Origin of the sequence: Microbacterium sp. NPDC097977, assembly GCF_040302605.1 — a bacterium.
Taxonomy (GTDB): domain Bacteria; phylum Actinomycetota; class Actinomycetes; order Actinomycetales; family Microbacteriaceae; genus Microbacterium.
The window spans coordinates 1-10,849 of sequence record NZ_JBEOUR010000090.1 but is presented as its reverse complement, the minus strand read 5'-3'; the positions used below and the strand labels follow the sequence as shown (position 1 = coordinate 10,849).

The window sequence follows — 10,849 nt, the reverse complement described above, 5'->3', positions numbered from 1 at the left end:
GGCCATGGACGCGGCCGCGTCCCTCGTCGCCGAGCTCATCGGCAACGGAGTGCGCGACCTCGTGCTCTCGCCCGGCTCCCGCTCGCAGGCGCTCGCGCTCGCCGCAGTGCGCGCCGCCGACGACGGACGGCTGCGTCTGCACGTGCGCATCGACGAGCGGGTGGCGGGATTCACGGCCCTCGGGCTCGCGCGCGAGACGGGTGTGCCCGCCGCCGTCCTGTGCACCTCGGGCACCGCCGTCGCGAACCTGCTGCCCGCGACCATGGAGGCGTTCCATTCGGGCGTGCCGCTGCTGCTGCTCACGGCCGACCGCCCGCCGGAGCTCCGGGGCGTCGGCGCGAATCAGGCGACCATCCAGCCGGGGATGTTCGCCGCCTGGGTTCGGGAGCAGATCGATGCCCCGGTGCCCGGCCGCGGCGACGGTGACGGCGACTGGTCGGGGCTCGCGGCGCACGCCGTCGAGATCGCGATGGGAGTGGATGCCGCGCATGGCCTCCCCGGCGTCGCCGGCCCCGTGCATCTGAACCTGCCCTCGCGCGAGCCGCTCTCCGGAGCGCATCCGACAGTCGAGATCACGGCGGGCGAGGCTCCGCGTCGTCCGCCGGCCGAACCGCTCGTCCTCGAGCGGGGTCCGCGCACCGTCGTCATCGCGGGGGCGGACGCGGGTCCGGATGCCGAGGAACTGGCGCACGCCGGATCCTGGCCGCTCATCGCCGAGATCGTCAGCGGCGCCCGCTTCGGCCGCCAGGTCGTGCACGGGTATCGCGCGCTGCTGAGTGACGCCGAGCTCGGCGGCCGCATCGAGCGCGCGGTCGTCTTCGGGCACCCGACGTTGAGTCGCGAGGTCGTGCGGATGCTGGGGCGGGCCGACATCGAGGTGATCGCCGTGCGCCGCGGCGGAGAAGCCCTCGACCTCAACGGGCGCACGACGGCGACGGCCGCCGTCGCGGTGGCTCCCGGTGCGGGGGATCGTGAGTGGCTGGGCGTCTGGCTCACGGCATCCGCAGGGCGGGCCGTCGACCTCAGCGAGCGCGCACCCGACCAGGAGGGACTCGCCTCGGCGGACCCCGGAGCGCGTCGTGAGGCGGTCGCCGCGGAGCTCGCCGCCGTGCGCCGTCCGCTCGATCGCGAGCTCCTCGTCGATGCGGTCTGGCGTGCGACCTGGCCGCACGACCGGCTGATGTTCGGATCGTCGCGGCTCGTGCGGGTCGCCGACGCGGTGCTGGGCGGCAAGAAGGTGCCCGTGCACGCCAACCGCGGGCTCGCCGGGATCGACGGCACCATCGCGACGGCGACGGGCATCGCGCTCGCCAGCCAGGCCGGCGGCGCCCCCGGAGTGACGCGCGTGCTTCTCGGAGACCTCGCCTTCCTGCACGACGCGGGTGCGCTGCTGCTGCCGCCCGATGAAGACGAACCGCGGCTGCAGGTGATCGTCGGCAACGACGGGGGAGGCACCATCTTCGACGGGCTGGAGGTCGCGGCGACAGCTGATCGGGCCGATCTCGACCGCGCCTTCTACACGCCCCACACCGTGCGTCTCGAGCACCTCGCCCTCGCCTACGGCTGGGAGTATCAGCGGATCACCACGCGCACGGCTCTCGATCAGGCGCTGACCACGCCTGCCGGTGGGCGGCAGCTGATCGAGGTTCCGCTCGCGCGCTGATCTCCCGCCACAGCCTGCATCGGCGATGGCAGGATGAACCCATGACAGCGCATGAGTGGGCGAAGGCACTGCAGGTCGGCGACGGGTTCCGTCTCGCGGACGTCGATCCGCGGAGCACCCCGGGGTATCGCGGCGGCAAGGCCGACGGCAAGCGGGACCTCGCGGCGGGGCTCGACGAGCTCAACATCCTGCAGGAGCGGCTCTTCGCCGAGAGTCGCGTGGGGGTGGCCGAAGACTCCGTGCTGCTGATCCTGCAGGCGATGGACTCCGCGGGCAAGGGCGGGATCGTGCGTCATGTCGTCGGCGGCGTCGACCCCCAGGGGGTGGCGCTCACGGCGTTCAAGGCGCCGACGCCCGAGGAGCTGCAGCACGACTTCCTCTGGCGCGTCTCGACGCGGCTGCCCGAGCCCGGGTTCATCGGCGTCTTCGACCGGTCGCACTACGAGGACGTCCTGATCGGCCGCGTCCGCTCGCTCGCTCCCGCCGCCGAGATCGACCGGCGCTACGACGCGATCAACGACTTCGAGGCCGAGGTCGCCGCGTCCGGGACCCGCATCGTCAAGGTGATGCTCCACATCTCGCCCGAGGAGCAGAAGTCCCGCCTGATGGAGCGACTGGAACGGCCGGACAAGCACTGGAAGTACAACCCCGGCGACGTCGACGAGCGGCTGCTGTGGGACGACTACATGGCCGCGTATCAGGTGGCGTTCGACCGCACGTCGACCGAGGTGGCGCCATGGCACGTCATCCCCGCCGACCACAAGTGGTTCGCCCGCCTCGCTGTGCAGGAGCTGCTCCTCGACGCCCTGCAGCGGATCGCCCCGCAGTGGCCGGCCGCCGACTTCGACGTCGAGGCCGAGAAGAAGCGACTGGCTGCCAGCTGACTGCTCGCGTCGGGGCGAGGACTCAGGCGAGGGCGTCGACCAGGGGGCGGAACTTGACCCGTGTCTCCAGCAGCTCGGACTCGGGGTCGGAGCCCGCGACGATCCCGGCACCCGCATAGGCGGTGACGTCGATGCGGCCGTCGCCGGGGGAGAACTGCGCACACCGCAGCGCGATCGCCCACTCGCCGTTGCCGGCGGCGTCGACCCAGCCGACCGGTCCGGCATAGCGCCCGCGGTCGAACGGCTCGAGCTCGCGGATCGCCGCGATCGCCGCGGGCGTCGGAGTGCCCGCGACCGCCGCGGTCGGATGCAGGGCGCCCACGAGGTCGAGCGACGAGCCGCCGTCTGCGAGCTCCCCCTCGACGTCGGTCGCCAGGTGGAACAGGTTCGGCAGCTTCAGCAGGAAGGGCTGCTCGCTCGCCGCGAGAGCCCGGGTGTGCGGGCGCAGCGACGCGAGCACGCTCTGCACGGCGTACTGATGCTCGTCGAGGTCCTTGGTGCTGGACGCCAGATGAGCGGATGCCACGGTGTCGGCGTCCGCATCGGCTCCGCGGCCGATGGTTCCGGCCAGGACCCGCGCCGTCACGGTTCGCTGCTGCACGGTGACGAGGGTCTCGGGGCTCGCGCCGATCAGCCCGTCGACGGCGAAGGCCCACGTGTCGGGGTATCCGGTCGACAGCGCCCGCACGAGGCGCCGCAGATCGGAACCCGCCGGGATGCTGCCGGTGAGGTCGCGCGCGAGCACGACCTTGCTGAGCTCGCCGTCCGCGATGCGACCGAGCGCCTGCCGCACGGAGTCCTGATAGCCCTGCGGGCTCTGGGCGCCGGGACCCACGGTTCCCGCCCAGTGCGGGCCGTATTCCCGCGTCGCGGCGCCCTCTTCCGTAGCGTCGGCGGACGAGGAGCGGCGGATGCGGGTGAGCCAGGTGCGTCCGCTGTGACGCCCGATCACGAGCGACGGGACGATCAGCACGCTGTCGGCGGCGGAGTCCTCGTCGAACGTCAGCGCTCCGAACGCGACGGGGCCTGAGCCGGGGAGTCCGAGTTCGTCGTCGACCTCGGCATCCTGCGCGAGCTCCCGCCAGGCGTCGGCGATCGCAGCCGATCGCCGTGGCGCCGTGCCGGCCGGTACCCGGACGGTCTCGACGACCCCGGCGCCCACGGCGACGATCCCGTCTCCGCGGCGCAGCCACGCGAGGGGCCGCGCCGGGTCGGCGAAGGCCAGGAGATCCTCGACCGGATCGATCTCACGGGTCTCCACGACCAGCCTGCTGCTCACCCCTCCAGCCTAGTTCTTCGGTCAGGGGGAAGGTCGGGGGCGCGGCCTACGCTGAACGCATGAGCGATGTGCGACCCGCCCCCGGTGCCGAGATGATCTTCCAGTGGCGCAAGTGGGACGGCTCGCCGCACTGGCGGCACGAGTGCGTGTACCTCGGCGCCGACGAGTGGGGCGACTGGCTCGGTCAGCCGGGGGGATGGCGGAGTGCTCGTCCCGGTGCCTCGTTCGTGGCCGAGGGGCCGAACGTCACTCTCGTCCCGCGTCGGACCGACTTCGCCCTGACCGTGAATCGTGATCACCCGAAGGGTGTGCGCATCTACATCGATCTCGGATGGGACGTGCGCTGGACGGAGGATCCGCTGCTCGCCACCGGCATCGACATGGACCTCGATGTCGTGCGCGTCGAGGGGGAACGGGGAACCTGGGTCGACGATCGCGACGAGTGGGCCGAGCACAGTGCGCAGTACGGGTACCCCGCCGAGGTCATGGCACGGCTCGAAGACCTCGCGCTCGACCTGGAGCAGCAGGTGCTCGCGCGCGTCGCGCCTTTCGACGATGCCACGGCAGATCGCTGGCTCGACCGCCTCGAGGCCCTCCCCCTCGCGCCTAGACTGGACTCGTGACCTCGAACGATGCAAACCGCGCCGATCTCGGCAAGGACCCCGCCCGCGTCAGCGGCATGTTCGACCAGGTCGCCGCGGGCTACGACCGCACGAACACCGCGATGACGGTCGGCAACGACGCGCTCTGGCGCGCGGCTGCGACGAGGGCCGTGGCACCGAAGCCGGGGGAGAAGATCCTCGACCTCGGGGCGGGCACGGCATCGTCGTCGGCGTCGCTCGCCCGCAGTGGAGCGCAGGTGGTCGCGGCCGACTTCTCGCCGGGCATGCTCGCCGAGGGGCAGCGCCGTCACGGCAGCATCCGCAATCTCTCGTTCGTGCAGGCGGATGCCACGGATCTCCCGTTCGCCGATGCGGAGTTCGATGCGGTCACGATGTCGTACGCGCTGCGCAACGTGAACGACCCGAAGAAGGCGCTCCGCGAGCTCCTCCGCGTCACCAAGCCGGGCGGTCGTCTGGTGATCAACGAGTTCTCCACGCCGCCGGGCTCGGTGTTCCGCGCCGCCTACCGCTTCTACAACTCACAGGTGCTGCCGCGCGTGGCCCGCGTCGCCGGCACGAACGGCGACGCCTACGACTACCTGAACGAGTCGATCCGCGACTGGCCCGATCAGAAGAGGCTCGCGGCGTGGATCCGCGAGGCCGGATGGTCCGAGGTCGAGTACCGCAACCTCTCGTTCGGGATCGTCGCGCTGCACCGGGCGGTCAAGCCCGCGTGAACACCGCGCGCGGACCCGCACCCCTGACGAAGGTAGGCTGAGATCGTGACTTCGAGCCGCGTTGCCCCGGGTTCGCGACTGGCGAGCCGTCTCGGCTTCAGCGACCGTGTCTTCATCGGCACGGCCGGCCGCCGTGTCGCGCAGGCGATCGAGGAGGGCCTCGAGCGGGTCGAGACCGGCCTCGCCGACGACGTGCGCGTCGCCGATCCGCTGGCCGATGCCGCCAGCCGCTACCTCTACGAGGCCGGCGGCAAGCGCATCCGGCCGGTGCTGACGCTGCTCGCCGCGCAGCTCGGCGACGGCAACATCGACGCCGTGATCGATGTGGCCAAGGCCCTCGAGATCACCCACCTCGGCTCGCTGTACCACGACGATGTGATGGACGGCGCCGACCGCCGCCGGGGCGTGCCCGCCGCGCAGACCGTGTGGGGCAACAACATCGCCATCCTCACCGGCGACATCCTGTTCTCCCGTGCGAGCCAGCTGATGTCGCGTCTCGGTGAGCGGGCGATCCGTCTGCAGGCCGACACCTTCGAGCGGCTCGTGCTCGGCCAGATGCATGAGACCCTCGGCGCTCAGCCCGGCGACGACCCGATCGAGTTCTACCTGCAGGTGCTCGCCGACAAGACCGGCTCCCTGATCGCGGCGGCGACGCAGGGCGGCGTCATCTTCTCCAACGCCCCCTCCGCGTACGAGGAGCCGCTGCGGGTGTACGGCGAGAAGATCGGCGTCGCGTTCCAGCTGCTCGACGACGTGATCGACCTGTCCGCCAAGCCCGAGGACACGGGCAAGGTACCCGGCACCGATCTGCGTGCCGGCGTGCCGACGATGCCCTACCTGCTGCTGAAGGCCGAGACCGACGACGCGTCGATCGACCTGGCCGCCCGCATCGACGACGGCGTCGCGCGCATCGCCGACGGCGCAGATCCGTCGATCCTCGACGGACCTCTCGCCGAGCTGCGCGACCACGTCGGAACCGACAAGACTCGCGCGCTCGCGCACTCCTGGACGAAGGATGCGATCGCCACCCTCACTGCGCTCCCGCGCGGCACGGTGCGCGAGGCGCTCACCCGTTTCGCAGAGACCCTCGTCGAACGCTCCAGCTGAGGCGTCGCGGCCACGGCCGCGCACTCCGGACGCGACGGCATACGAAAGGACCCTTATGACCAAGCTCAGACTGGCCATCGTCGGAGCGGGCCCCGCCGGCATCTACGCCGCCGACATCCTGCTGAAGGCCGAGCGCAAGTTCGACGTCTCCATCGACCTGTTCGAGCAGCTCCCCGCGCCCTACGGTCTCGTGCGGTACGGAGTGGCCCCCGATCACCCGCGCATCAAGGGCATCATCAACGCTCTGCGCGATGTGCTCGATCGCGGCGACATCCGGCTGTTCGGCAACGTCCGGTTCGGCGAGGACGTCACCATCGACGACCTGAAGAAGCACTACAACGCGGTCATCTTCGCCACCGGCGCGATCCGCGACACCGAACTCGACATCCCCGGCATCGACGCGGTCGCCTCCTACGGTGCCGCCGACTACGTCAGCTGGTTCGACGGCCACCCCGACGTCCCTCGCGAGTGGCCGCTCGATGCGGCATCCGTCGGAGTGCTGGGCAACGGCAACGTGGCACTCGACGTCGCCCGGATGCTGGCGAAGCACGCCGAGGACCTGCTGGTCACCGAGGTCCCCGAGAACGTGTACGAGGGGCTGAAGGCCAGCGAGGTCACCGACGTCCACGTGTTCGGGCGCCGCGGCCCCGCGCAGGTCAAGTTCACCCCACTCGAGCTTCGCGAGCTCGGCGAGCTGCGCGATGTCGACATGGTCGTCTACGACGAGGACTTCGACTACGACGAGGCCTCGAAGGACGCCGTCGCCAGCAACAAGCAGGTGATGGTCATCGATCGCGTCCTGCAGTCGTGGCGCAAGCGCGATTCGGTGAACAACGCCGGAGGCACCGCCTCGCGCCGACTGCACCTGCACTTCTGGGCGCGGCCCGTCGAGGTGCGCACGGACGATACCGGTCGCGTCGCCGCCCTCGTCTACGAGCGCACGCGTCCCGACGGTCAGGGGGGAGCGGTCGGCACCGGCGAGATGCGCGAGGTGCCGCTGCAGGCCCTGTACCGTGCGATCGGCTACTTCGGTTCGCCGCTGCCCGGGGTGCCTTTCGACAAGAAGCACGGCGTGATCCCGAACCGCGAGGGCCAGGTGCTCGCCAAGGATTCCAACCAGCAGATGACGGGCATCTACGCCACGGGTTGGATCAAGCGCGGCCCGGTGGGCCTGATCGGCCACACGAAGTCCGACGCGATGGAGACCGTGCGCCACATCATCAACGACCAGGGCTCCTGGTGGCATCCGGAGGACCCGTCCGAAGAGGCGATTCCTGCTCTTCTTCGGGAACGCGGCGTCAGGTGGACGGATCTCGACGGCTGGCACCGGCTCGACGAGCACGAGGTCGCCCTCGGCGCACCGCACGAGCGCGCCCGCGTCAAGGTCGTGCCGCGCGACGAGATGGTGCGCGTCTCCCGCGGCGAGTGACCGTCATCTGATCGTTGTCGGCACCTCGCGTGTCGGGGCGAGGGCGTCTTTAGGCTGGACGCATGCGACTGCGTTCCTTCCTCGTGCTCGGCACGGCCGCTCTGCTTCTGGTCTCCGGATGCACGGCGGCGCCGACTCCGACGCCGCGGCCGTCGGGATCGCCGTCGGTATCGGAGACGACCACGCCCACCCCCGAGCCGATCGTCGAGCCGGAGGCCGCGTTCGACGTGACGTGCGACGACGTCGCCGCCGAGATGAGAGACCTCGTGGGGGAGCCGTCCAGCCCCGTCGAGCCCGCGCTGTCTGTGGTGTCGACGATGAGCTGGATCCCCGGGCCCGCCCAGTACATGTTCCAGCGTGCGGGCGGCATCGCGTGCTCTGCGGGCGCGACCGGCGAGCAGCACTGGGAGGTGGCGCTCGTGCCGGAGGCGGAGAGCGTGATCGCCGGAGCCACCGAGCGGGACGGGTACTTCGGGGAGAATGCCCGCTGCGAGGCTGGGATGTGCTTCTTCACGTTCCCCGAGGGCGAGGTGCTTCTCACCGCCTCGGTGCACGCCCCCGGTCTCGGCAACGCTGACGTCGAGCGCGTGGAGGAGGCGATGCGTCGTCTCGCAGCGTCTGCGTCCGCGAGCCTCCGTGAGGTCGAGTACATCCCCAGCGAGATCGTCGGGCTGCCGTGCGAGCGGTTCATCACCGAGCAGGAGGTGGCCGGCATCGTCGGTGAAGACGTCGGGCTTCTCACCGATTTCGGAGGGTGGGGGATCCCTGCCGAGGTCTACGAGTACGTGAACGGGTCTCGGATCTGCTACTACACCTCGGCGACAGGTGATCTGGGGTCGATATCGAGCCATCTCATGCTCACCGCGCTTCCGGCAGGCGCATGGGCGTTCGAGCGGCTCGACGGCACACCGGTCGATGTCGAGGGGGCGGATGCGGCCAAGGCCAGCGCCGGCGAGAACGGCGAGAAGATCCTCGACGTGCGGCTGGGCGCCGACTGGCTCAGGTTCATGACCTACGACAACGGCTCGGGCGCGGCGGATCCGTCTCCTCTGGCGACGGCGGCCGTGCGCAACCTGACGGTCGGGCCCACGGCTCCGCAGTAGGCGTGGACGTTCGGCTAGCCTGGCGGCATGGCTGAGTGGAGACCGGACGTCCTCGGAGACGAGTTCGAGCAGCTCGCACTCGAACTCGGCGAGGACGACGAGGGGCCCGTCTCCGCGACCCTGGTGCGGAGTCTGCCCCCGGAGCAGAGCTGGTGGGATCAGGTCCGCGGGCACCGTCGACCGCTGGAGGACGTCGACGTGCTGTACATCCACGGCTGGTCCGACTACTTCTTCCAGAAGCGTCTCGCGCGGTTCTGGACCACGCGCGGGGCGCGCTTCTTCGCGCTCGATCTGCGCAAGTACGGACGCAGCCTGCGCGACGGTCAGACGCCGGGCTACATCGCCGACCTCGCCACGTACGACGAGGACATCGAGGCCGCACTGGCGGCGATGGGGCGAGGGGCCGACGGGGCCGCCTCCTCGCGACGGCTGGTGCTCTTCGGACATTCCACCGGTGGCCTGGTCCTCAGCCTCTGGGCGTCACGGCATCCTGCCACCGTTGACGCCGTCATCCTGAACAGCCCGTGGCTCGAGTTCCAGGTCGCCTCGGTGCGCCCGCTGATCGCGACGGTGGCGGAGCTCCAGGCTCGCTGGGCCCCGAGGGAGGTCGCGCCGCAGGTCGATCTGGGTTTCTACACGCGCGCGCAGCAGGAGGTCGCCGACCCCGACGACCCGGTCGAGGTCAACCCGCTGTGGCGCCCGGCGCAGTCCATGGCCATCCATGCCGGATGGTTCCATGCGATCCTGACCGGGCACGCCGCAGTGGCGGCGGGGTTGACGATCGACGCCCCCGTCTGTGTCCTGCTGTCGACGCGGTCCGCGCGGCCCACCCGCTGGTCCGACGACCTCACCCGTGCGGATTCCGTGCTCGTCGTGGACGACATCGCGCGGGCTGCACTGAAACTCGGACCGTCGGTCACCGTGGAGCGCATCGAGGGAGCGCTCCACGACGTCTTCCTCTCCCGTCATGAGGCGAGAGAAGAGGCGTACGCTCGCCTCGGCCGGTGGGTCGGCGGCTGGTCGTCGGATCACTGAGCTCCGCCGGCCAGCCGACCCGCCGGTCATACGATGGATGTATTCAGACGTAGTGCATCTGCCTGGCGAACTGCTCTGCGGCGTCGGCATCCGCGCGCAGCACCGCCTCGCGGAAGTCCCGGTACACCTGCACCATGCGCTCGCGATCGTCCTCGGGCACGATCCAGCCGCGGAGGTTGCGGAACAGTGCCATGCTCGCGGCGTTGGTCATCGTCTGGTGCTGCAGGTTGCGGCTGTGCTCGGTGAGGAAGGAGAAGACCGCCCACCGCGTCCGCGAGATCTCCTCGCCGTCATCCAGGGCGGTGTGCATCTCCCCGATCAGGTCCGCGAGATGCTCGCGGTCCGGACGGCTCATCCGGGCGACCCCCATACGCGCCCCCGCGCCGGCCAGATACCCGGCGAACTCGAGGGTCTGCTGCACCGTCTCGGGCGTCACCTCGGTGACCTCGGTGTATCTGCTCGGGTACATGATCACGAGGCCGAGACGCTCGAGTCGCTGCAGTGCCTCTCGCACCGGTGTCCGCGACACGTGCAGTTCCGCGGCCACCTCGATATCGCGGATGCGGTGCCCCGGCTGCAGCACCCCCTCGATGATCTGCGCCCCGATGTGCTGGAAGACCTCCTCCGCCAGCAGCTGTTTGCTCCCTCGAGTACTCATCATCGAACTGTTGCTGGTCATGGATCGCCCCCAGTTGCTTCCCAGATCCGGGCCCCCATGATGTGCCCGGACGGCAACTACATCATGAAGTCGAGCGCGATGCCAACAATCCACAGGGTGATTTTCATCACCCTGATCATGCGCCGCGATGCCGCTCCCTGACTGGGATCTCCGGGTCGCGGACCATGGTCGTCGGGCGCGTCGGCACCCGCCGACCGCCGTCGGCCGAGACTATATATCGGAATGGGATGGCGACCGCGCGAACGATGAAGGGGACGGATGCGTGCGCATCCGCCCCCTTCGCCGTTCGATGATTACCGGTAGTTGATGAACTGCAGATCGAGGTCGAGAT

General features: G+C 70.3%; 10 protein-coding genes. 8 read left to right on the top strand and 2 right to left on the bottom strand.

Going from position 1 to position 10,849, the window contains the following annotated elements; translation table 11 throughout:
- Together menD and ABTZ43_RS15350 are read left to right on the top strand one after the other, a co-directional pair.
- Positions 1-1,663 (top strand): 2-succinyl-5-enolpyruvyl-6-hydroxy-3-cyclohexene-1-carboxylic-acid synthase (gene menD, locus ABTZ43_RS15355; RefSeq protein ID WP_350539429.1); only part of this gene is annotated, 1,663 nt, incomplete at its 5' end.
- 41 nt (positions 1,664-1,704) lie between these two features.
- Positions 1,705-2,547: a polyphosphate kinase 2 family protein gene (locus ABTZ43_RS15350; protein WP_149422481.1), complete on the top strand. Its 843-nt coding sequence runs from the start codon at positions 1,705-1,707 to the stop codon at positions 2,545-2,547.
- A gap of 22 nt (positions 2,548-2,569) precedes the next feature.
- On the opposite strand, the gene ABTZ43_RS15345 is transcribed toward ABTZ43_RS15350, so the two are convergent.
- Entirely contained in the window at positions 2,570-3,826 is a 1,257-nt protein-coding gene (locus ABTZ43_RS15345) for an isochorismate synthase (protein WP_350539428.1), read from the bottom strand.
- Positions 3,827-3,885: 59 nt separating this feature from the next.
- On the opposite strand from ABTZ43_RS15345, the gene ABTZ43_RS15340 reads away from it, so the two are divergent.
- The 6 genes from ABTZ43_RS15340 (at position 3,886) to ABTZ43_RS15315 (ending at position 9,839) form a co-directional block, all read left to right on the top strand.
- Entirely contained in the window at positions 3,886-4,449 is a 564-nt protein-coding gene (locus ABTZ43_RS15340) for a DUF402 domain-containing protein (protein ID WP_350539427.1), read from the top strand.
- A 56-nt stretch (positions 4,450-4,505) separates the two neighbouring features.
- Positions 4,506-5,165, top strand: coding sequence for a ubiquinone/menaquinone biosynthesis methyltransferase (locus ABTZ43_RS15335; protein WP_082539492.1), 660 nt, complete (start codon positions 4,506-4,508; stop codon positions 5,163-5,165).
- 45 nt (positions 5,166-5,210) lie between these two features.
- Positions 5,211-6,272, top strand: coding sequence for a polyprenyl synthetase family protein (locus ABTZ43_RS15330; protein ID WP_350539426.1), 1,062 nt, complete (start codon positions 5,211-5,213; stop codon positions 6,270-6,272).
- A 55-nt stretch (positions 6,273-6,327) separates the two neighbouring features.
- The gene (locus ABTZ43_RS15325) at positions 6,328-7,701 is read left to right on the top strand and encodes an FAD-dependent oxidoreductase (protein WP_056419914.1); all 1,374 of its coding nucleotides are present in this window, start codon (positions 6,328-6,330) and stop codon (positions 7,699-7,701) included.
- Between the two features lie 62 nt (positions 7,702-7,763).
- Positions 7,764-8,804 (top strand): hypothetical protein, encoded by a 1,041-nt coding sequence (locus ABTZ43_RS15320; RefSeq protein ID WP_350539425.1) that lies wholly within the window; start codon positions 7,764-7,766, stop codon positions 8,802-8,804.
- Between the two features lie 27 nt (positions 8,805-8,831).
- A complete protein-coding gene (locus tag ABTZ43_RS15315) occupies positions 8,832-9,839 on the top strand; it encodes an alpha/beta hydrolase (protein WP_350539424.1) in 1,008 nt (335 codons plus the stop codon).
- Positions 9,840-9,882: 43 nt separating this feature from the next.
- Here the strand turns inward: ABTZ43_RS15315 and ABTZ43_RS15310 are convergent, their stop codons facing one another.
- Positions 9,883-10,497, bottom strand: coding sequence for a GntR family transcriptional regulator (locus ABTZ43_RS15310; RefSeq protein ID WP_235564187.1), 615 nt, complete (start codon positions 10,495-10,497; stop codon positions 9,883-9,885).
- Positions 10,498-10,849: the final 352 nt, after the last annotated feature.

Bases quoted from the DNA above. Each gene is read 5' to 3' on its own strand.
- ABTZ43_RS15350 (WP_149422481.1), top strand. From the start codon at position 1,705: ATGACAGCGCATGAGTGGGCGAAGGCACTGCAGGTCGGCGACGGGTTC.
- ABTZ43_RS15340 (WP_350539427.1), top strand. From the start codon at position 3,886: ATGAGCGATGTGCGACCCGCCCCCGGTGCCGAGATGATCTTCCAGTGG.
- ABTZ43_RS15335 (WP_082539492.1), top strand. From the start codon at position 4,506: ATGTTCGACCAGGTCGCCGCGGGCTACGACCGCACGAACACCGCGATG.
- ABTZ43_RS15325 (WP_056419914.1), top strand. From the start codon at position 6,328: ATGACCAAGCTCAGACTGGCCATCGTCGGAGCGGGCCCCGCCGGCATC.
- ABTZ43_RS15320 (WP_350539425.1), top strand. From the start codon at position 7,764: ATGCGACTGCGTTCCTTCCTCGTGCTCGGCACGGCCGCTCTGCTTCTG.
- ABTZ43_RS15315 (WP_350539424.1), top strand. From the start codon at position 8,832: ATGGCTGAGTGGAGACCGGACGTCCTCGGAGACGAGTTCGAGCAGCTC.
- ABTZ43_RS15310 (WP_235564187.1), bottom strand. From the start codon at position 10,497: ATGAGTACTCGAGGGAGCAAACAGCTGCTGGCGGAGGAGGTCTTCCAG.